Origin of the sequence: Streptomyces sp. NPDC005791, from assembly GCF_042871485.1 — a bacterium.
Classification (GTDB): Bacteria; Actinomycetota; Actinomycetes; order Streptomycetales; family Streptomycetaceae; genus Streptomyces.
In genome coordinates this window covers 450,001-471,000 of sequence record NZ_JBIAIP010000003.1, presented here as the reverse complement: position 1 = coordinate 471,000, position 21,000 = coordinate 450,001, and the positions used below count along the sequence as shown (strand labels likewise).

Genomic DNA, 21,000 nt, shown 5'->3' with positions numbered 1-21,000 from the left:
CCCATCGGAGCGGAGTTCACCCGGACGGCGGACGGAGAGGCGGAACCGGCCCGGGACTCCGACGACTGTGTCACGGGCTGGAGGAGCGGGCCTGGCGTCCCGTCACTGCCGGGGAACCCCGCGCACAGGGTGCTTGCTCATGATCGAGATGCGGTTGAAGGCGTTGATGGTGACAGCGACCCAGACCACGGCGGAGATCTCGTCGTCGGAGAGGTCACGGCGGGCCGTGGCGTACGCGTCCGCCTGCAAGGAGGCGTCGGCGGGCCGTGTGGTCGCCTCGGCCAGGGCGAGAGCGGCGCGTTCCTGCGCGGTGAACACCTCGGTGTCCCGCCAGGCGGCCAGCACGCCCAGCCGCTGGGTGGTCTCGCCCGCACGCAGCGCGGCCCTGGTGTGGACGTCCAGGCAGTACGCGCAGCCGTTGATCTGCGACACCCGGAGGTTGACCAGTTCGACCAGGGTGCGCGGGAGTCCCGCCTCCTGGGCGACCGTACGGACCGCCTCGGCCGTGGCGGTGAGCGCGTGATAGGCCTTCGGACTCTGCTTGTCGACGTAGACCCGCTTGTCCGCCTGGTCCGCCTGCGTGCCGTTCACCCTGGTCTCCTCACCGGGACGTGCCGCCCCCCGTCGTGCCGTGCGTCCGAATGGGCGACGGCTTATCATCAAGCATGATCGTTGAATATCAAAGCACCTTTGTCACACAGGTGGGCCCTCGATGAGCGGCGTCGACGGCGGCGTCGACGTACTGACGGCGCGAGATGTGCCCCTGGGCGGACCGCGGGCGATGACGGTGCGGCGCACGCTGCCGCAGAGGGCCCGCACTCTCATCGGAGCCTGGTGCTTCATCGACCACTACGGCCCCGACGATGTCGCCGAGACCGGTGGGATGGACGTCGCCCCGCATCCGCACATCGGTCTGCAGACGGTCAGCTGGCTGTTCAGCGGGGAGATCGAACACCGCGACAGTCTGGGCAGCCACGCCTTCGTGCGCCCCGGAGAGCTGAACCTGATGACCGGTGGCCACGGCATCAGCCACACGGAGGTCTCGACCCCCGGCACCTCCGTCCTGCACGGGGTCCAGCTGTGGGTGGCGCTGCCCGAGGAGCACCGGGACACGGGGCGCGACTTCCGGCACCACACGCCGAGCCCGGTACACCGGGACGGAGCCGCGCTCAGAGTGTTCCTCGGCTCCCTCGCCGGGGCCACCTCACCGGTCCCCACCTTCACCCCTCTGCTCGGCGCCGAGATCGTCCTGGAGCCGCACGCGACCACGACCCTCGACGCCGACCCTGCCTTCGAGCACGGTCTCCTCGTCGACCAGGGCAGCATCCGGATGGCCGGGACGACGCTGCGCCGGGCCGAGCTGGGCTATCTCGGCCCGGGGAACGACGAGCTGACCCTGACCAACGAGACGGACGCCCCCGCCCGGGCGGTGCTCGTGGGCGGAACGCCGTTCGAGGAACGGATCGTCATGTGGTGGAACTTCGTGGGCCGCAGCCACCAGGACATCGTCGAGGCACGCGAGGACTGGGAGGCCGCCTCCGAGCGCTTCGGCCAGGTCGAGGGCTACCCCGGCGACCGTCTCCCCGCTCCGGCGCTCCCCAACGCCACCATCGCACCGCGCGGCAACCCCGCACACCCGAAAGGCAGCACACGATGACTCAGGCCCCCGCCCCGATCGTCCGGAACATGGACGCCAGGCACCGCTACGAGATCCTGGTCGGCGAGGTGAGCGCCGGGTTCACCGCCTACCGCGACCGCGACGGGCAGCGCGTCTTCTTCCACACGGAGATCGATGACGCCTTCGCGGGCCAGGGACTGGCCTCCGTCCTCGTGCAGGAGGCCCTGACCCACGTACGGGCCTCGGGCAAGCGCCTCGTCCCGGTCTGCCCGTACGTGGCGAAGTTCCTCAAGAAGCACGAGGAGTTCGCCGACATCACCGACCCGGTCACGCCGGAGGTCCTGAAGTGGCTGGAGACCACCCTGGCGCGCTGACCGACGCTTGTTGCGGCCCGGGGCGCGGTCAGGCCGGCCGGAGCTCGAACCAGTCGAAGGCCGGGGCGCCCTGGGTCGCGTACATGCCGATGACACGGCCGGTGAAACCCCCCGCGACCTCTGTGGTGAGGTAGCGGCCGTCGAGTTCGGCGAGGACCTCGAAGTCCCCGTCATCCGTCTCGAAGCCCAGGCGCAAGGTGTCGGGGCCGCCGACGCGGAGTCCGGAGAGCGCCGCGGCGTCGGGTCGCTCAGGACGCACGGTGACGGTGGGCGGCAGGACGTCCTTGGTGGTCACGTCGATCCGCAGCGTCACAGGGCCTGATGGCACTGCCCGCTCGGCGATCGTCCGACGCACCGGGCCGATGCGCGCGACGGCACGCACCGTGCCGCCCCCCGTCTCCACCTGGTAGTGGTGCGCCTCGTCGAGCCGGACGGCGAGCCCGCCCCGGCCGCCTTCGCCGGCGTCGGCCCGCACCCGTGCGCTGCAGTCCGGATCGCGCTGGCGCCTGCCCACGAACAGCGCGCCGGGCTGGTCCAGGCTGTCCGCGCGGGCGTGCAGCACCAGGTGGCCCGGCCGCTCGTCCAGGCGTGCGGCCGCGGGGTCGAGGCGTCTCAGCGACACCCAGCAGGGAGCGAGCGCGGCGGAGTCGAAGTCGTCACGGTACTGCTCGTCGGGCCAGGGGTGAGGGGTCAGCGCCGGTGCCTCGGCACGCAGTTCCAGCGGGCCGGGCAGAGGCCACTCGTCCTCCCACCGCACCGGAGCCAGATACGTCTCGCGGCCCAGGCCGTGGAACCCGGGGGTGTCGCCGCGGGGCCGGGTGCCCAGCAGGACCATCCACCACGTCCCGTCGTGCGCCTGCACCAGATCGCCGTGACCGGTGTTCTGCACCGGGTGGCCGGTGCTGCGGTGGGACAGCACGGGGTTGTCAGGATGCGGTTCGAAGGGCCCCAGCACACTGCGGGCCCTGGCCACCGACATGGCGTGCCCGCGTTCCGTCCCACCCTCCGACAGCAGCAGGTACCACCAGTCACCGATCCGGTAGAGGTGCGGCCCCTCGGGGTACTGCAGCCCGCTTCCCGACCACATCTGGACCGGCTCGCCGAGCAGTTCACCCGTCTCCGGATCGATGCGCACCGCGCGGATGCCGTCGTGGGAGAAGACGCACCAGCAGTTCCCCTCGTCGTCCCAGGCCAGATCGGGGTCGATACCGGGGATGCCGACCGGCACCGGGTCCGACCACGGGCCGGCAGGATCCTCGGCGGTCACCAGGATGTTGTCCGCACCGGCGACCACGGTCGTGATCATCCAGAAACGGCCGCCGTGGTGCCGCAGCGTGGGGGCGTACACCCCGCACGAGGACGGGGCCGTGTCAGGCAGCGTCAGCTGGGAAGGGCGGTCCAGAGCATGGCCGATGAGACGCCAGTGCACGAGGTCCCTGCTGTGCCACAGCGGCACCCCGGGGACGTACTCGAAGCTGGATGTCGCCAGGTAGTAGTCCTCGCCCACACGGCAGATGCTCGGATCCGGGCTGAAGCCGGGTATCACGGGATTGTCGAAGTACGCCATGGTCCGTCCTCGGGGCTCAGGCCGGGGCCGGGGCTCCCGGGCCATAGTCGTTGAAGCGCTTCGAAGATTTACAGCCAGGCATGGGAGTGTCAAGACTTCCCACCGGAACCGTAGCCGTGTCGAAGCGCTTCGAAGCCTGCGCGCCCGGCGTTGCACGAGCAGGAGGTCCGTCCCGGGGCGGCTCCCCTCAGCGCAGAGTCGCGTACACGATGAGGTTGTCCACGGGATGGCCGGCGGCGTCGAACGCGCCGTCACAGGTGATCAGACGAAGCACTCGCTCGTCGGTGGCTCCGTAGACCTTCTCCGTGGGGAAGGCGTTCTTCCTGACGGTCTCCGTGCCGGTGACGGTGAAGTGTGTCTTCTCCCCTTCCCCGTCGGACACCGCGATGTCCGCGCCCTTGGCTATCGTGTGGAGGTCATGAAAGACAGCCTTGCCGAACCGTGTGTCGTTGTGGCCGATGAGCACCGCGGCACCGGGTTCGCCGGGAACGGCCCCGCCCGCGTACCAGCCGGCCGTCATGCCCTTCTCGGCCGGCGGGACCTCGACCGTGCCGTCCTCGTTGAGTCCCAGCCTCAGCAGCGTGCTGTCTATCCCCAGCGACGGGACCGCCAGCCTCGTCGGTGCGGGCGCCTTGGGCGCTTCCGGGGACGGGGGTGCGGGTGAGGTGACCTCGGCGGCAGGCACGGGTGCGTCGGCGGAGGCACAGCCGGTGACGGGGGTGAGCAGCAGGACTGCTGCCGCCACGGACACGGCAGTCCGCCATGCCGAGGTGGGTGCAAGGGACATGAGTACTCCGGTGAGCTGAGCGAAGGCCGGCGGGGAGAACAGCGGGTGGCGCCGTTCCCCGTCCGGGGAGCGGCGCCACCGTGCGGGATCAGCCGTTTCGCTGGGCGGCGGACCGGCGGCGCAGCACGAAGGCGCCGGCACCCGCGAGCAGTACCGTGCCGGCGGCGGAACCGTACAGCGCGGTGCTGCCGGCTTCTCCGGCAGGCCGCTCCCCGGCGTCGACGCCGCCCCGCGGCATCGTTCCCGCCGGCACGGACTCGGCCGGGACCGGCTTCGCCGCCGCCTCGGAGGGCTCGGCTCCTTCGGGTGCGGGGGCGGGGGTGGCCGTGAGTGCGGTGGGCTCCGGCGTGGGGGTGGTGTCGGCGGCGGCCACTCCGGACGGGAGCAGGACCGCGCCGACGGCGGCGGTGGCGAGGGCCACGATGCGCAGGGTGGGGCGAAGGGACATCTGAAGCACTCCGATTCCAGCTCGGCGTTGACTGTGCCCGCGCACGGATGCGCGTCGGGCGCCGGGCTTGCCCACATGCTGGAGTGGAGTTGTGAGGAAGCTGTCAGACCCCTGTGTTCATAGGATCAGGTCCTGCCGATGGCAGTCGCAGGGTGAACACCGACCCCTGGCCCAGGGTGCTGACCACGGCCGTCGTCCCGCCGTGCGCCTCGACGAGCTTGCGGACGATCGCCAGCCCCAGGCCGCTGCCCCCGGTGCGGCGGTTGCGTGACTTCTCCGCTCGCCAGAACCGGTCGAAGACGTAGGGCAGGTCCTCGGGCGCCATCCCACTGCCGGTGTCGGCGACCTCCACCACCACCTCGCCGTCCGCTCCCCCGGACGTCCCCGCGGTCGCGTACGCCCGCAGCGCCACCCGCCCTCCCGCCGGAGTGTGGCGTACGGCGTTGGACACCAGGTTCCCGATCGCCTGCCGTAGTCGTACCGGGTCGGCGGTGAGTTCGGGGAGCGGCGCCCGCCCGTCGGAAACGTCTGCGGTGAGGCCCACCCCCGCGGCATCGGCCTGGGCCTGGTGGGCCGCCACGACATGGGCGAGCAGCTCGTCGATCCGTAGGGGTTCGGGGTGCAGACGCAGGGCGCCTGCGTCGGCCGCCGACAGGTCCTGGAGGTCGTCGATGATGTGCTGCAGTTGCAGCGCCTCCTCCAGGAGCGAGGAGACGAACTGGGCGTCCGTGTCGGCGATGCCGTCCTGGGCTCCCTCCAGCCACCCCCGGATGTTGCTCAGCGGGGTGCGCAGTTCGTGCGCCACATCGCTGACCATCACCTTGCGTTGCTCCTCCAGGCGTGCGCGATGGGCCGACATGTCGTTGAACGCGGCGGCCAGTCGGCCGATCTCGTTGTCCGCGGCGACGACCACAGGTGAGGGGCCCTCCCCGTCCCGCATGCGCTGGGCGGCGCCCGTGAGCGCGTGCAGTGGCCGCACGAGCCGCACTCCGGCGAGGACCGAGGCTCCGACGGTGAGCGCGAGGACGAGCGCAGCCACCCCGATGATCTTCGCCGTGTTCCCGGGGGAAAGGTCGAAGCCGGGAACGGCGCCGCCCCCCGGGTCACCGATGAACAGCAGCGCGGGTGAGGCGACGTACGAACTGAGCTGCTCCTGGCGGGCGATGCCGACACAGGAGGCGATGTCACGGTCGATCTCGCTGTCGAGGGGCGCGGGGGTGGCGAGCGCGGTCGGCAGGGACTCCTGCGGCACGCTCGTGCTGGGCACGGGCACGGGCGCCGGCTGGGGGGCGGCCGACGCGGCCACGGGCTCCGCATCCGTGTTCCACGAGAGGTCGAGATCGAGCCGCACGGCCTCACGCCCCTGCCGGTCCAGGCACGCGTTGACGAGTTCGTTGAGCGCGGCGAGCGCCTTCGTCTCGGTTTCGGTGGGGCTGTCCAGGGCGTCGGTCGCGCACCGGCTGCCGCGCAGACGGTCCGGATCGTTTCCCACGACCTGGATACGGGGCCGGCCGCTCGGGTCCTCGACGACGTCCGAGGCGATCCCGGACCGGCTGAGGCACCGCACCGCCTCGTCCGCGGTGCGACGCAACGACGTACGCTCCGTCTGCGGCAGTCTGAACGGCCCGACGGCGCGTGGGTCCACCCGGTCGCTCCCGGAACGCTGCGCCCCGTCCGTACCGGGTTCCGCGACCGTCACGGAGCCGGAACCGGAACCTGTACCTGGCTCCGCCCCGGACATCGCCCCGGAGGAGGACACGGCGGCCACGGACAGCGGGTCCACGACCGCTGACGCCTGGGGTGGCAGCGCCGGTGGCTGCGGGGTGGAGCCCGCGGAGTCCGCGAGTACGTCCCGGTTCTGCGTCGTCAGCGTGATCCGCCGGTCGGACGCGTCGGCAAGTTCCTTCACGGTGGCCCCCACTCCGTCCCAGGTGGGGTGTTCGGCCGCGTAGGCGAGCAGCGCGTCGAGGACACGGGTGTCGGCCGCGAGATTGCGGCCCTGTTCCTGCTCGATCGCGCCGGACGTGGTCTGTACGGCCAGCCATGCGGTCGCCGCGACCGAGCAGGCCGCGACGAGCGCGGACACCGCCAGCAGCCGGCCGAGCAGACTCTTGCGCAGCGGCAGCCGCAGGCGCTGCCCGCCACGCTCAGCGCGCAGGAGCACGCGGGGTCCCCTTCAGCGGATCCATGAGCTTGTAGCCCACTCCGAAGACGGTGAGGAGCCGGACCGGGCGCCGGGGCGCGCGTTCGATCTTCTTGCGGAGGTTCATGATGTGCACGTCGACCGTACGGCTGCTGATGTACCGGTCGAATCCGTGGAGTTCGGCGAGCAGCTGCTCGCGGGTGAAGACCCGTTCGGGTTCGGCGGCCATCGCCGAGAGGAGCCGGAACTCCCCCGGTGTGCACTCGACCTCCACGCCGTCGACCGCCACCTCGTGCCGCACGGGGTCGACTGCGAGTGATCCCACCCGCAGCACATGGCCGTCCTCGCGTTTCGCGTCCCGCCGGGTGCGCCGCAGGAGCGTACGCACACGTGCCATGAGTTCCCGCGGGCTGTAGGGCTTGGTCATGTAGTCGTCCGCGCCCAGGTCCAGCCCCAGCAGCAGATCGTCCTCGGTGGCGCGGGCGGTCAGCATGAGGACCGCCAGCTCCCGCTCCTCGGCGCGCAGTATGCGGACGACGTCGAGTCCGTCGGCCCTGGGCATCATCACGTCGAGGACCAGCAGGTCCGGCGACCCCTGCCGCGCCTGTTCGAGGGCGGCGAGGCCGTCCGGCACCACCGTGACCGCGTGACCTTCGCGTTCGAGGTAGCGCCGGACCAGCTCGGCCTGTTTCGCGTCGTCTTCAGCGACTATGACGTTTGCGCACACGCGGACGATCGTAGAGGAGGCCGGTGAACTGCGGCTCTCCGCCGTGGGATCGGACCGATCGGCCTTGCGGGGGTGGTCAGCAGACGCCGTCGCCCGGCTTGGGGTTGCCGAGACCGAACAGCGGGCGCAGCTTGAGCCCCAGCCAGGTGCCGACCAGTGCGACCGCGCCCCACAGCCAGCCGCTCAGGCTGCCGGAGGAGACGCCGGCCAGGTAGGCGCCGATGTTGCAGCCCCCGGCCAGCCGGGCACCGATGCCCATCAGCACACCGCCGAGCACCGCCGCGACGGCCGTACGCCACGGGATGCCGCGGTGCAGGGCCCAGGTGCCACCGAGTGCGGCTGCCACCGCCGCACCGATCATGATGCCGATGTCGGTGAGACTGGTCTTGTCGGCCAGCACCGGGCCCGCCAGCATCTCCGCGTTGCCGGGCCGCTGCCACCAGGTCCAGTTCTCCGGATGGCCGCCGAGCGCGCCCACCAGTTCCGAGCCCCACAGGCTGAACGCACTCGTGACGCCCCAGGCGCCGCCGGACACCAGTAGTACGCCCGCCCCGAGCAGGGCCAGCGCCAGGGCGCCGGCGGCCAGAGGCCAGGAGCCCCGGAAGGCACGTGCGGCCGCGGTGCGCGCCGAGGGCACGGCACCGAGCGGTGGCGGGTTACGACGGGCCTGGACGCGCCGCGTGACCACGACCACGAGCAGCAGTGCCGCGATCGTCACCGCCCATGAGCCGAACCAGCCGATGTGGTCGGCGAGTACGACCGGTTCCCAGGCAGGCAGGTCCTTCCACAGGTCGAACTGCCAGGCGGCGAGCGTGGCACCGGCGATGAATCCGCCGAGGGTGAGGACCACCGAGGTCTGCCCCGAGCCGACGGCGAACAGGGTCCCCGAGGCGCAGGCGCCGCCGAGCTGCATGCCGATCGCGAAGAGCAGTGAGCCGACGATCAGGCCGACTCCGATCGACCCGGCGGACGGCGCGGGCTGCGAGCCGAAGAGCCCTGTACTCGTGCCGATGATCAGAGCGAACAGGGTGGCGGTGGTGCCGAGCAGCAGCGCGTGCGCCCGCAGCCCCGTGCCGTTGCCGACGGCCACGAGCTGCCTCCAGGCGGAGGTGAAGCCGAACCGGGAGTGGAAGAGCGCGACGCCCAGGCCGAGTCCCAGCAACAGCAGTACGGCGGGTCGGGCGCCGTGTGCGGACCATACGTACGCGGTCAGGGCCACGGCGAGCAGCCCGGACACGGCGAGTGGTGTCCGGCGCACCGGGGGCAGGGGCGGCGCCTCCGGTCGCGGAACCGAGGTGGGGGAAGGAACGAGGAGGGCGGGCAGTGCGCGCGGCGGCGCGGCCGGCCCGGCAGGTGGCGCTGTGGTCACGAGAGGTCTCCGGATGATGCTCGACGGATGGCGGCGGTGTCGGCGGCGCGGCAGGGCCGTCGACATGGGGCTCAGCCGCGACAGAGTCCGTCGTCGACGCACCAGGCCGACTGCGCGAACAGCGCGCGGCACAGGGACAGGGCCGATACAGACATGCGTACGAATATAGGGACGGACTCGCTCCGGATGCCTGACCGTCTCGGCATGCGGAAGCCCTTTGAGACGGCCGACGGCGGGGTGCACCGGCTCCCGGAAGGAACCATTGACAGGGCCGTGATCCGGGCGGCACACTCCCAATCAGTGAAGAAACTTTCACTATGCGAACACTCGGTCCGACGGTGGCCGCCCAGGGATGCGGACCCCGAAGCGAAGGAGAACGAGCGGTGCACACGACCGTAGGAATCATCGGGGGCGGCCCGGCCGGGCTGCTGCTGTCACGGATGCTCCACCGGGCCGGCGTCGGCTGCGTCGTCCTGGAGGGCCGGGACCGCGCCTACGTCGAGGAGCGCCAGCGGGCGGGCATCCTCGAACAGTCCACCGTCGATGCCCTACGTGAGGTGGACGCGGCGGGGCGGCTGGACGCGGAGGGGCTGGTCCACGACGGCGTGGAGCTGCGCTGGGAAGGCCGGGCGCACCGGATCGACTTCCCGTCACTGACGGACGGCCGACGCGTGTGGGTGTACGCCCAGACCGAGGTCGTCAAGGACCTCATCGCCCTGCAGCTCGCCGACGGCGCGGCCCTCCGCTTCGGGACCGAGGTCCGTTCCGTCGAGGGCGCGGACACCGATCGCCCGACGATCCGCTACACGCACGACGGCCAGGACAAAACCCTGACGTGCGACTACGTGGTCGGCTGCGACGGCTTCCACGGGGTGACCCGGACAGCCGTGCCCGAGGGGATCCGACGCACCTACGAGCGGGTGTACCCCTTCTCGTGGCTCGGCATCCTGGCCGATGTGGCGCCGTCCTGCGACGAGTTGATCTACGCCCACTCCCCGCGCGGCTTCGCGCTGCACAGCATGCGCTCGCCCGAGGTCAGCCGGATGTATCTGCAGGTCCCCAACGGAACGGACCCGGCGGACTGGCCGGACGAGCGGATCTGGGACGAGCTGGACGCGCGGTTCGCGCTCGACGGCTGGAAGCTGGGCCGCGGCCCGATCACTTCCAAGAACGTTCTGCCCATGCGGAGTTCGGTCACCGAGCCGATGCGGTACGGCCGGGTGTTCCTGGCCGGCGACGCCGCGCACATCGTGCCGCCCACCGGCGCGAAGGGGCTCAATCTGGCCGCGGCCGACGTCACGGTGCTGGGCCGGGCGCTGATCCGGCACCACGAGACCGGTGCGTCCGATCTGCTGGACACCTACTCCGGGACGTGTCTGCGTCGCGTCTGGCGCGCCGAACACTTCTCGTACTTCATGACCACGACGCTGCACACCGATCCGGCTCAGAGTTCGTTCGACACACGCCTCCAGATCGCCCAGCTCGACCGCATCGCCGCCTCACCGCACGCGGCGGCCGAACTCGCCATGAACTACGCGGGATTGCCGTTGCCGTGACGAAGGCGGGGCAGCAGGGCGTTCGAGCCCCTGGGCTCGCCCCCTCCGCCGGGACGGGCACCAAGCCGGTCGACGTCCCCCATTGACACGGGCGGAGGCCGAGGGGAAGCTCACACCCCGCGGCAGTGGAAATATTTTCACCCTGCGAACACTCCCCGACCGTGGCGTTGTCCCCCCGCACGCGACGGCCCACCCGCCACAACGCCGTGGCAGAAAGCGAGTGCCCCGTGGCCGCATCGACCACGTCCCCACCCGACCGCTCCTTCCGCGTGGTCGCTCCGGTCATCGCCCTGTGCTGGCTCGCCGTGTTCTTCGACGGCATGGACGTCAACATCTACGGCGCGACCATGCCGCACCTGCTGGCCGACGAGAGCCTCGGTTTCACTCCCGCCCTGGCCGGCACGATCGGCAGCTGGACCACCTTCGGCATGCTGATCGGCGCGCTGGCCGCGGGCACGCTCACCGACTGGCTGGGCCGGAAGCCCCTGGTCATGGGCAGCGTCGTGCTGTTCTCGGTGGGGTCCGCGCTGTGCGCCGTCGCCCCCGACGCCACCCTCTTCGGCGCCGGACGCTTCCTCTCCGGCCTCGGCCTGGGCGGGCTGATGCCGATCGGCCTCGCGATCGTCGCCGAGTTCGCGCCGCCACGCCGGGCCGCTCTCGCCACCGGCCTGATGATGACCTCGTACCACGCCGGCGGCATGGCGGCCACGGGTATCGGTCTCCTCGTGGCCCCCGAACACGGCTGGCGCTGGGTGTTCTTGGCGGGCGTGCTGCCCGCCCTGATCGCGGTGCCGCTGGTGCTGAAGTGGCTTCCGGAATCTCCCGGAGTGCTCTTCGCCCGGGGGCACACCGGGCAGGCGTACGCCGTCGCCGACCGCTACCGGCTGGAGCGCCCGGGCGTGCAACAGGCTCCCCAGGCCGGCGCGAAGGGCCGTATGGCCGCGATCACCGCTCTGTTCGCACCCGGCACCCGCTGGGCGACCCCGCTGCTGTGGATCGCGTCCTTCGCGGGGCTCCTCCTCGTCTACGGAGTCTCCACCTGGCTGCCCGAGCTGATGCGAGCCACGGGCTACTCCCTCTCCTCCTCGGTCACCTTCCTCATGGTGATCAACGCGGGTGGCATCGTGGGCATGCTGATAGCGGGCCGTACGGCGGACAGGTTCGGCCCGGTGAAGGTCTCCGCGCTGTGGTTCGTGCTGACCGCGGTCGGCACGTTCCTGCTGAGGGCACAGCTACCGCTCGGCGCCGCGTACGTGGTCGTCTTCATCACCGGTATCTGGCTCTTCAGCGCCCAGGTGATGGTGTACGCCGCCACGTCCCGCGTCTACGCGCCCCGCGAACGAGCCACCGGCCTGGGCTGGGTCACCGGCATCGGCCGTACGGGCGCGGTGGTCGGTCCGACTCTCGGCGGCGCGGTCCTGGCGGGCGGCGACGCGGGTCTCGGCTTCACGACCTTCGCAGTGACGGCCGTCCTCGGCGCCGTGGCGATCTCCCTGGTGCCCCTGGCCGTGCGCGACCGCCGCAGGCACAGCACGGACGCGGCCCCCGCTCCCACTCCGGCGACGGACTGAGGAGATCGGGAACGGCCCCGGTTGCGGCGACGACCGGTCGAATCGTGGAGACTTGGGAAGCCGGGCGGCGGCAGCTGCCGGTGGAAGGCTGCAGAGACCAAGGCCGACGAGGAGGACACGATCAACAGCGCCGAAACGGGCCGGCACCCGCTGGACTCCGCCAGCATCCTGAACGCGAAGGAAACCCTCTTCGAACTCCTGGGCCGTGCGGGAATGCTCCGCGACGAAGCCGAGGAACTGATCGCGATCGTGGAGGCCGGTGCGATCGCCGACGCGCACAGTGAGGCCGGGAAAGCCGCGGGTGAGCCGGCCGGGAGCGGGGAGCCGTACGGCACCGGCTGGCACGACGGCGCACGGGCCGTCGGCGACGCGCTCGGCCGCGTCGCCGAGCGAGCACGTGAGCGTGCCCTCGGCCAGGCAACGCCCGGCTCGGCGGCGGATGCCGCGCGGGGCCGCCATCCCGTCGGAAGGGTGGACGTGGAGCGGGCGAAGGTCGCCGTGATGCCGCTCTACCTCACCTTCAGTGACTCCTCGGACCTCGACCCCGAGGTGTCGGACGAGGTCCTCACAGCCGTGCTCGGCACGATGGGCCTCGTGCGCCGGGTCGGCTATGCCGGACAGCTGCAGCGGTTCACCGAATCCCATCGCCGGCGCCTGGCCGAGCTGTACGCCCGGTTCGGTCCGCGCAGCCGGATCGCCGTCCACGGCCGCCACTCCCTGCTCCACTCGCCCACCAGCATCGCCGTGCTCGAACGCCTCACCGCCACACCGACCGCTCTCCGGGCGGAATGGGAGCTCGCCGAACTGCCCCCGGCGTGGCTGGACGGACTCGCGACGGCTTGGCGCGCGTCGGAGACCGTGCCCGAGTGACGCCCGCCTCTGCGGAACGACGGGGTGCACCTGCGGATCGCAGGTGCACCCCGTCGCCGGCGGAGCCCGGGTCTCAGCTCAGCGGTTCGATCCGGATGTTACGGAACCGCACCGTGTTCCCATGGTCCTGGAGACGGATGGCTCCGGCCGAAGGGCCTTCCTGCCTGCCCGCGCCGGTCGGTCCGTCGATCGCGACGTCGTCGTGGACCTTCTGGCCGTTCCACACCACGGTCACCCGCGCGTCGGCGGTCTTGCGGCCGCTGTCGTCGAAGCGCGCGGCGCGGAAGGTGATGTCGTACTTCTGCCAGGTCTCCGGGGCCGTGGCCGCGTTGACGTCCGGTGCCTTCTTCTCGTAGATCGCTCCGGCCTCGTTCGTGGCGGGGGTGGTGTCGCCGAACGAATCGAGGATCTGGAGCTCGTAGCGGTCCTGGAGATAGATGCCGCTGTTGCCGCGGTTCTGGCCGGTCACGTCGTCCGGCAACCGTGGCACCCGGAACTCCAGTTGCAGCTTGAAGTCCTGGTAGGCGTCCTTGGTGCGGATGTCACCGCAGCACACTTCCATGGACCGCTCGGCCGACAGCGGCCATTCGAGGCGCCTCCCGTCCGTGTGCTGCCACTGCCCCTGGGAGTCTGCGGTGCCGTCGAAGAGGGCGACGGGGGCACCGTGCGGCCGCACGGTGATCAGGTCGAGATTGACATGCCCGGTGTCGCCCGCGTCGAAGCGGTAGGAGAGCGTGTTGGGCCCCGCCTTCAGCCGGATCCGTTCGGTCTTGGTCGACCAGTCGTCCCAGGTGCCGGTCGAGGCGAGTGCGGTCTGTCCCAGCTTCTTCCCGTTGACGTGGAGGGAGAGGTTCTTGGTCCCCCGGAAGGGGTCGGGGCCGTTGGAGTAGCGCAGGTTCACGTCGTAGTCGCCGGCCTTGGGGACGGTCACGTCGAAGGTCGTGGCGGCCTTGCCCTCCGTGTTGTAGCGGTCGACGAAGCCGCTGCCCGAGTAGCCGGTGTGGTCGGTGTGGACACCGGCCGTCCCGGTGAGCCGCGCCTCCTCCGCCTCGTACAGCGTGGCGGGCGGGAGCTGCTTGCCCGGCAGGGCGTTGAGCGTGTACCAGGCCTCCGTGCTCCACAGCGCCTCGCCGGACGCGGACGCGAACGGCCGCGGTGCGCGGAGGTGTACGACCCTGCCGGGCTTGAGGCCGTCGAGCCGCAGCCGCACGGTGCGGCCGTCGTCGGCCAGGGTCGCCGAGCGCACGGCGAGCCGCTCCTCGGCGATCTTCGGGCCTCCGTAGTCGGACGTCGGGGTGTAGCGCCACTGCTCCGCCTGGTAACGGGACGTCAGCTCCGACGCGGTGGCTTCCGACACCGGTTGCGTGTACTCCAGGTCGAAGCCGCCCGGAACGGCACGCATCTCCTTGACGTCGAAGGTGTTGCCGCCGTTGGGCGTGAGTTTCTGCAGGCCGAACTTCAGCTTGCCTTCCTGGCCCCAGTTTCCGTCGGCGCCGAGTCCGCCCGCGTATATCGCACCGTCGGGTCCCATGGTGATGCGGTTGACGCCTGCTTCGAGTCCCTGCGTGTAGCGGAAGACGGCACCCTGGTACTGGCCCTTCACCTTTTCGAGGTAGGCCCTCTGGAGGCCACCGTAGGTGACGTCGCCGATCAGCATCTGGCCTGCGAAGCTGCCCTTCTTCAGATGCAGTGGCGTGCTGGGGGAGTTGCCGATCTCGTTCTGGGGCAACCAGACCACCGGCTGGGTGACGGGCCGGTTGTCGAACGGGCCCGACGGCTCCGTGTAGTGGTTGAAGAAGCGGTCCTGCTTGATCTGGACGAGCTTCGACGCGGGCAGCCAGCCGCCCTGGTTGTCGGTGGTGAAGATGTCACCACCGGGACCCCAGCCGATCCCGTTCGGGGTCCGGAGACCGCCCGCGACCGGATGGATCTTGCCCGTCCTCTTGTTGATCTTGTACGTCGTGCCACGGCCCGGCGCCGGCTGCGGAGTGGTCGTCGCACCTCCGTAGTTGATGGCGACGGACAGGTTCACGTAGAAGTGACCGTCCCGGTAGAGAAGCCCGAAGGCGAACTCGTGGAAGTTCCCGCTGTACGGCCAGGTGGCGACCGTGCGGTACTCGTCGGTGACGAAGTCCTTGTCCGTGTCCACGAGTTGTGTCAGCTCATGCTTCTGCGAGACGTACAGCGACCCGTCGACGTACTTGATGCCCATCGGCTCACGCAGGCCCTCGGCGACCTTCTTCACCGTCACCTTGTCGCGGCTGGTGTCACCCGTGACGTGGTCGAGGAGGTACACCTCGCCGGTCACGTTGTCCGTGCCGCCCCAGGTGGAGAGTGCCAGACGTCCGTCCGGTAGCCAGTCCATCCCGGTGACCTGGGGTTCGAATCCGTCCGGGCGCAGGTCGGTGAGGTCGAGGTCGGGGCGTACACCGGCGAGCGGCAGACCGTCGCCGGGGCTGTCGGTCCCGGACTCGCACTCCTTGCGGCCCGGCGCGGTGACCCGGACGACCCCGGCGTCGGTGCTCAGGGCCTCGTTCGGTACGACGCTGAAACCGTCGGCGCCCGGCGGCCTCCACGACAGCGTCAGTTGCTGTTCGCCACCGCGCTCGAAGTAGTCGACGCGGAACGGGTGTGTGCCTGCGTCGAGTTGGACGGATCCGTCCTTGGGCTCGGCGCCGTGCAGCCCGTCGTGGTCGATGACCTCCTGGTCGTCGATGGTGAGCCGCGAGCCGTCGTCGCTGTTGAGGCGGAAGGTGTACGTCCCGCCGGCGGGGACCACCAGGTAGCCGGAGGCCTCGGCGACGAAGTTGTCCGCGAAGCCGCCGAAGTCGTCCACCGTCGACCAGTCCACGGTCGACATCAGCTTGTCGTGGTTCGGGGTCTGGCCCGGCTTGAGCGTGCACAGCTTGCTGAGTGGCACCTGGGTGTCGAAGACGCGCAGGGTGACACCCGGTTCCTGGGGCGGGATGTCGTCGGGTGCGGCGGCGGCCGGAGGGGCGACCCAGACGCCTCCTGCGAGGAATCCTCCGACGAGCAGGGCAGCGAGGTGTCTTCGGGCACGTGGGAACAACCGTGGATGCATCGGTCCTCCAGAACGGGGTGGCACTCCGGTCGGGCTGTACGGATCCGCGAAAGAGCAACAGGCCTGGTTGCGCCGCCACGCTAGGGGGCTTCTGCTGAAGAAGTCCATACTTTGTCATCTGCGAGTTCAAAGTCAGGCCTTGGCCGTCGCGTCCCCTTGACAGCGCCGGTCACACCTGGGTCACCTCACGCCGATGCCCAGGGGTGGTGGAGACAGCGGCGGTGTTCGCGCCGACGATCACCGCGATGGCGAACCAGGCGAGGGCATCGAGGTGTTGGCCGAGGTGGGCGAGACCGACCAGGGCCGCGAAGACCGGGTTGACGCTCATGAACACGCCGAAGAAGTGCGCCGGACGCGGCACAGGGCGAGCAGGTCGGCCGGGAACGGCACCGCCGGGGAGAGCACCCCCGCTGCCAGGGCGCAGCCCGGCGCGGCGGGGGTGTGCGGGTGGTGCCGGAGCATCCACACACCGATGGGCAGGTAGAGGACGCCGGAGACGGCTGCCGCCGCGGCGGAACCCAGTACAGGCCCTGGCACGCGCCCGCGTCCTGCTCGCCGGCGCGGACGAGCTCGTACGGGAGACCACCACGGGTCATACCCGCCTGCACATCGGCCACGCCTGGTCCGCCTTCGGCCGTCACACCACCGAATTTCGGCCGCCGCCGTACCGCCCCGGACCAGCCTGTACGCTGCTCGGATGCAGCCGTCCGCCTCCTCCCCTTCCGCGCGGTCCGGCCAAGCCGCGGCTCCCGCCCAGCGTGGGCTTCTGACGGAACGGATCGCGCGGGAACTCGAGCACGACATCCGTTCCGGTGTCATCCCCGTCGGGACGAAGCTCCCCTCGGAGCGCGAACTCGCCGCCCAGTTCGGCGCGAGCAGGAACGTCGTGCGCGAGGTTCTGCGACGACTCGAGGCGCAGCACCTGATCGAGGTCGCTCCGGGCCGCGGTTCGTTCGTGCGCGAGCAGACCTCCGGGCAGGCCAGGGGGTACGACGCGTTGTACCGGGCCGGGCGCCCCACCGTCCGGCAGCTGATCGAAGCTCGGCTGCCGCTCGAGGTCGAAACGGTGCGCCTGGCGACCGAGCACGCCACGGACGAGGACATCGAGGCGATGCGGTCCGCACGGGATGCCCTCGAGGCGGCGAGCGACGTCGTCGTCAAGGCCCGGGCCGACATGGCTTTCCATGACGCCGTCGCCGAGGCGAGCAAGAACCCGGTGCTGAGGATCATGCTCTCGTCGATCAGCGGGATGATGTTCGAGATGATGCTCCGCTCCAACTCCGACCCTTCGATCGGCGAGCCGGGAGTCCCGCATCACCCGGAGATCTTCGAGGCGATCGAGGCACGGGACACGGAACTGGCCTGTGCGCGGATGCGGGAGCACCTGATGCTCGGTCTGCGCACCTACGGCAAGGATCTCGACGTCCAGGTCGACATCATGGCGCGCAACCACATCGAAGCGCTGCTGGACGAGACCGGGGACCGGTCCGGCACCGGCAGGACGGGCGAGTAGCTCCTCGGACCGCCGCCCCGGACGTGACGCGTGCCCGGCTCCACGTCTCGGCGAGGCCGACCGCGCGCTTCGACGAATTCGGCCCGTGAAGGGGCTGTTCGGTACGCCGCACTCCTGCTAACGTCCCTCTGGTCCAACTGGTCCTACCAGTTGGACCAGAGCACGGATACTCCCGCGGCGGCCAGGGGTCGCAGGTGAGCGAGACGCACGACAGCACAGAGAGGCGAGGACAATGATGTCCACGAGCAGCAAGCTCCTCAGCCGGCGCTCCTTCGGCAGGCTGGCGGCAGGAGCCGCGGGCACCGCGGGGATGGCGGCCCTCGGCGCGTGTACGACCAGGAGCGAGCGGCCCTCCGCCGGCACCCCGCTGCGGATCATGGCGATCAATCACGTCTGGTCCCAGGCGATCCGGCGCCGGACGAAGGAGTTCGAGGAGCGCATCGGCCGACGGGTCTCCATGACCCTGCTCACCGCGGACCAACTGGCGAGCAGTTACAACGTCAAGCTCAACGCCTCGGGCACCGACGTGGACGTCATGATGGTCCGTGCGCTCCAGGAGCAGCTCCTCTTCGCGCACAACGGCTGGCTGGCCGATCTGAGCGACCGCGTCTCCCGTGACGAGGAGTTCGCCTGGCCGGACTTCCAGAAGGCGCCGCGCGAGGCCTCGTCGACGGCGGGCAAGGTACTGAGCGTCCCCGTGGTGACCGAACGCCCCGCGCTGTACTACCGCAAGGACCTCGTGGAGGACCTCGGCGGACCGCCGCGCACCCTGGCCGAGCTGATGGCGGCCGCCCAGGAACTCACCGACAGGAAGAAGGGCCTGTACGGCTTCGTCGGCCGAGGCCAACGCAGTGGCGCCGTATCCCAGTGGTCGAGTTTCCTGTACTCGCACGGCGGGGACTTCGTGGTGCGGGGCAAGTCCGGCATCGGCTCGCCCGAGGCCCTCGCCGCGTACGAGTACTACGGCGGACTTCTGGCGAGGACGGGCCCGCCCGGCGCCACCAACATGAGCCTCGAACAAGCCATGCCGATCTTCGCGCAGGGCAAGGCCGCCTTCTACATCGACGCCGACGCGATCTACAGCAGCATGCTCGATCCTCAGGTGTCGACCGTGCGCGAGACCGTCGGCTTCGCACCCTTCCCGGCCGGACCGGCCGGCTCCAGGCCGCACAACATCCCGTCCTGGAGCCTCGGCATCAGCACCTTCAGTCTGCTGCGCGACGACGCCTGGGAGTTCATCAGGTGGGCCGCGAGTCCCGAGATGACCGCCGCCCTGCAGAAGGACGGCATCCCCGGCGCCCGCAGCTCGGTGTGGTCCGACCCCACATCCCTGAAGTCCTTCCCGCCGGATCTCGCCGAGGCCATGCGACTCAACGCGGAGCGGGGCCTGGGCTACGACAGGCCCCGTGTCCTGCAGGTCGGCCGGGCCCGGGACATCGTCGGGCAGCCGCTGGTCGCGGGCATCCTCGGTGACGACGTACGTCCGGTTGCGCGTGACGCCCATGCGGAGTTCGCCGATTTCCTCGTTCGCGACAACCGCCACAAGGAGTCCTGATGTCCACCACCGAGGTCTCCCCCGCCCGCCCGGCTGCCTCGTCGGGCAGGGATCCGGCCCCCACGCGCCGTTCCCGCACCTTCGAACAGGCCAACCGGCGGCTGAAGTGGACGATGCTGGCTCCGGCGCTGCTGTTCGTGGGCCTGATGATCGTCTTCCCGCTGGTCTACACCGTCAACCTGAGCCTGACCGACGCCTTCGGCGCCGTCAACGCGGGCAAGGAACATGTCGGCGTGCAGAACTTCACCGACGCACTCGGGGACACCCGCCGCTTCTGGCCGGCCGCGCAGCGGACCGTGGTCTTCACGGTCGGGGCGGTGATCCTCGAGACGGTGCTCGGTCTCGCCCTCGCCATGCTCATGCGCAAACCGTTCCGGGGCATGCGGTGGGTGCGTACGGTTCTGATCATCCCGTTGCTCACCACTCCCGTGGCGATCGGCATCCTCTGGCTGCTGATCCTCGACCCCACCAACGGCATAGCCAACCACCTCCTCGCCGGGGTCGGGCTCCCCCGCCAGGAGTTCCTCGGCTCCGTCAGCCAGTCGTTGCCGACCCTGATGCTCATCGACGTATGGCAGTGGACGCCCATGATGACCTTGCTGCTGCTCGCCGGGCTGACCACGCTGCCCGAGGAACCGGAAGAGGCGGCACGCGTGGACGGGGCGAACAGCTGGCAGCGGTTCCGGCACATCGTGCTGCCCATGCTCGGCCCGACCCTCGCCACCGCCCTCGTACTGCGTGCCGTGGACGCCCTCAAGACCTTCGACATCCTCTACGCCACCAAGGGTGCGGGCGGCGGCTCGGACTTCGAGGTGGAGACCCTGAACGTCTACGCCTACGGACTCACCTTCGACTACCAGGAGTACGGCCTGGCCGCCGCCGTCCTGGTCCTGTTCACGCTCTTCATCATCGGCGTCGTGGTGCTGCTGCGCCGCCGGAGCGGAAGGAAGACCGCATGAGCGCCACCGTCACTCCCGTACCCGTCCAGGCGCACCTGCGCCGACGCGCCGCCCGCTCATGGCTGCGTGGCACAGCGATCGCCCTCGTGACGCTCGTCTTCGCGCTGCCCCTGGTATGGATGTTCGCCGCCGCCTTCAAGACCAACGTCCAGGTGACCGACCCGTCCGTGGGCCTGTGGTTCAGCCCGACCCTCGAGAACTTCCGGAACATCGTGGAGGCCGGGCAGATCCTGCGGTCCATGGGCAACTCACTGCTGGTCGGTGTGGTCTCCACCGTGCTCTCCGCCGTGATCGCGGTGCCCGCCGCCTGGGCGGTCGGACGGTTCGACATGCACCGCACCGGTTCGCTGGTCCTGGTCGCGCGCATCGTCCCGGCGATCTCGCTCCTCGTTCCCTGGTACTACCTGTTCGCACAGATGGGCCTCGTCGGCTCCTACACCGTGCTGATCCTCAGTCAGATGTTCGTCTCGGTCCCGCTCATCATGTGGATCATGATCAGCTTCTTCGCCGGCCTGCCGGTCGAACTGGAGGAAGCCGCGCGCACGGACGGACTGAGCGCCTTCGGCGCCTTCTGGCGCATCGCGCTGCCCCTCGCGGCCCCCGGGACGGCGACAGCCTCGCTGCTCGCCTTCGTCTTCAGCTGGAACAACTTCATGTTCGCGCTGATCTTCGCCGATGACCGCACCCAGACCGTGCCGGTGACCCTCTTCAACTTCATCTCGTACGCGAGCACCGACTGGGGCGGTCTGATGGCCGCCGCGACGCTCATCACCGTCCCCGTCGTCCTGGCCGCCGTCCTCGGGCAGAAATACCTGGTGGCCGGCTTGACCTCGGGCGCCACCAAGGGCTGAACAATCCCCC

17 protein-coding genes and 2 pseudogenes are annotated in these 21,000 nt (G+C 70.4%); 10 read left to right on the top strand and 9 right to left on the bottom strand.

Annotated elements, in window-relative coordinates; genetic code table 11:
* Window positions 1-102: 102 nt before the first annotated feature.
* On the bottom strand, window positions 103-591 hold the full coding sequence (locus tag ACFYSH_RS09190; RefSeq protein WP_359471763.1) for a carboxymuconolactone decarboxylase family protein: 489 nt from the start codon (window positions 589-591) through the stop codon (window positions 103-105).
* 121 nt (window positions 592-712) lie between these two features.
* On the opposite strand from ACFYSH_RS09190, the gene ACFYSH_RS09185 reads away from it, so the two are divergent.
* Window positions 713-1,657: a pirin family protein gene (locus ACFYSH_RS09185; protein ID WP_359471761.1), complete on the top strand. Its 945-nt coding sequence runs from the start codon at window positions 713-715 to the stop codon at window positions 1,655-1,657.
* Window positions 1,654-1,992 carry a GNAT family N-acetyltransferase gene (locus tag ACFYSH_RS09180; RefSeq protein WP_359471759.1) on the top strand — a complete coding sequence of 113 codons (339 nt, stop codon included), beginning with the start codon at window positions 1,654-1,656 and terminating at the stop codon, window positions 1,990-1,992. Before ACFYSH_RS09185 ends, ACFYSH_RS09180 begins: the two co-directional genes overlap by 4 nt.
* Window positions 1,993-2,020: 28 nt before the next feature.
* Here ACFYSH_RS09180 and ACFYSH_RS09175 read toward each other — a convergent pair whose 3' ends face one another.
* The 6 genes from ACFYSH_RS09175 to ACFYSH_RS09150 all read right to left on the bottom strand — a co-directional run bounded on the left by ACFYSH_RS09175 (window position 2,021) and on the right by ACFYSH_RS09150 (window position 9,033).
* Window positions 2,021-3,559 (bottom strand): glycoside hydrolase family 43 protein, encoded by a 1,539-nt coding sequence (locus ACFYSH_RS09175; RefSeq protein ID WP_359471757.1) that lies wholly within the window; start codon window positions 3,557-3,559, stop codon window positions 2,021-2,023.
* Between the two features lie 187 nt (window positions 3,560-3,746).
* Entirely contained in the window at window positions 3,747-4,346 is a 600-nt protein-coding gene (locus ACFYSH_RS09170) for a class F sortase (protein WP_359471755.1), read from the bottom strand.
* 88 nt (window positions 4,347-4,434) lie between these two features.
* Window positions 4,435-4,794 (bottom strand): hypothetical protein, encoded by a 360-nt coding sequence (locus ACFYSH_RS09165; RefSeq protein WP_359471753.1) that lies wholly within the window; start codon window positions 4,792-4,794, stop codon window positions 4,435-4,437.
* A 103-nt stretch (window positions 4,795-4,897) separates the two neighbouring features.
* Window positions 4,898-6,958 carry a sensor histidine kinase gene (locus tag ACFYSH_RS09160; protein WP_388751602.1) on the bottom strand — a complete coding sequence of 687 codons (2,061 nt, stop codon included), beginning with the start codon at window positions 6,956-6,958 and terminating at the stop codon, window positions 4,898-4,900.
* Window positions 6,942-7,664 carry a response regulator transcription factor gene (locus ACFYSH_RS09155; RefSeq protein WP_359471749.1) on the bottom strand — a complete coding sequence of 241 codons (723 nt, stop codon included), beginning with the start codon at window positions 7,662-7,664 and terminating at the stop codon, window positions 6,942-6,944. Before ACFYSH_RS09155 ends, ACFYSH_RS09160 begins: the two co-directional genes overlap by 17 nt.
* A 76-nt stretch (window positions 7,665-7,740) precedes the next feature.
* Window positions 7,741-9,033, bottom strand: a complete 1,293-nt coding sequence (locus tag ACFYSH_RS09150; protein WP_359471747.1) for a YeeE/YedE family protein — start codon at window positions 9,031-9,033, stop codon at window positions 7,741-7,743.
* Between the two features lie 383 nt (window positions 9,034-9,416).
* On the opposite strand from ACFYSH_RS09150, the gene ACFYSH_RS09145 reads away from it, so the two are divergent.
* From ACFYSH_RS09145 to ACFYSH_RS09135, 3 genes are all read left to right on the top strand, one after another.
* Window positions 9,417-10,589, top strand: coding sequence for a 4-hydroxybenzoate 3-monooxygenase (locus tag ACFYSH_RS09145; protein WP_388751599.1), 1,173 nt, complete (start codon window positions 9,417-9,419; stop codon window positions 10,587-10,589).
* A 227-nt stretch (window positions 10,590-10,816) separates the two neighbouring features.
* Window positions 10,817-12,160 (top strand): MFS transporter, encoded by a 1,344-nt coding sequence (locus ACFYSH_RS09140; protein WP_388751598.1) that lies wholly within the window; start codon window positions 10,817-10,819, stop codon window positions 12,158-12,160.
* Between the two features lie 21 nt (window positions 12,161-12,181).
* Window positions 12,182-13,030 carry a hypothetical protein gene (locus tag ACFYSH_RS09135; protein ID WP_388751596.1) on the top strand — a complete coding sequence of 283 codons (849 nt, stop codon included), beginning with the start codon at window positions 12,182-12,184 and terminating at the stop codon, window positions 13,028-13,030.
* 73 nt (window positions 13,031-13,103) lie between these two features.
* On the opposite strand, the gene ACFYSH_RS09130 is transcribed toward ACFYSH_RS09135, so the two are convergent.
* Together ACFYSH_RS09130 and ACFYSH_RS09125 are read right to left on the bottom strand one after the other, a co-directional pair.
* Window positions 13,104-16,112 carry a family 16 glycoside hydrolase gene (locus tag ACFYSH_RS09130; RefSeq protein WP_388751594.1) on the bottom strand — a complete coding sequence of 1,003 codons (3,009 nt, stop codon included), beginning with the start codon at window positions 16,110-16,112 and terminating at the stop codon, window positions 13,104-13,106.
* A gap of 169 nt (window positions 16,113-16,281) precedes the next feature.
* Window positions 16,282-16,652 (bottom strand): annotated as a pseudogene (locus ACFYSH_RS09125) (EamA family transporter); the annotation flags it as partial.
* Between ACFYSH_RS09125 and ACFYSH_RS09120 the strand changes: the two are divergent.
* The 5 genes and pseudogenes from ACFYSH_RS09120 to ACFYSH_RS09100 form a co-directional block, all read left to right on the top strand.
* Window positions 16,634-16,768 (top strand): annotated as a pseudogene (locus tag ACFYSH_RS09120) (LysR family transcriptional regulator); the annotation flags it as partial. The pseudogenes ACFYSH_RS09125 and ACFYSH_RS09120 sit on opposite strands and share 19 nt — an antisense overlap.
* Window positions 16,769-16,809: 41 nt before the next feature.
* A complete protein-coding gene (locus tag ACFYSH_RS09115; protein ID WP_359471737.1) occupies window positions 16,810-17,625 on the top strand; it encodes a FadR/GntR family transcriptional regulator in 816 nt (271 codons plus the stop codon).
* A 235-nt stretch (window positions 17,626-17,860) separates the two neighbouring features.
* Window positions 17,861-19,180, top strand: a complete 1,320-nt coding sequence (locus tag ACFYSH_RS09110; protein WP_388751592.1) for an ABC transporter substrate-binding protein — start codon at window positions 17,861-17,863, stop codon at window positions 19,178-19,180.
* Window positions 19,180-20,139 (top strand): sugar ABC transporter permease, encoded by a 960-nt coding sequence (locus ACFYSH_RS09105; RefSeq protein WP_359471732.1) that lies wholly within the window; start codon window positions 19,180-19,182, stop codon window positions 20,137-20,139. Before ACFYSH_RS09110 ends, ACFYSH_RS09105 begins: the two co-directional genes overlap by 1 nt.
* A complete protein-coding gene (locus ACFYSH_RS09100) occupies window positions 20,136-20,990 on the top strand; it encodes a carbohydrate ABC transporter permease (protein ID WP_359471730.1) in 855 nt (284 codons plus the stop codon). Before ACFYSH_RS09105 ends, ACFYSH_RS09100 begins: the two co-directional genes overlap by 4 nt.
* The last annotated feature ends 10 nt before the right edge of the window (window positions 20,991-21,000 follow it).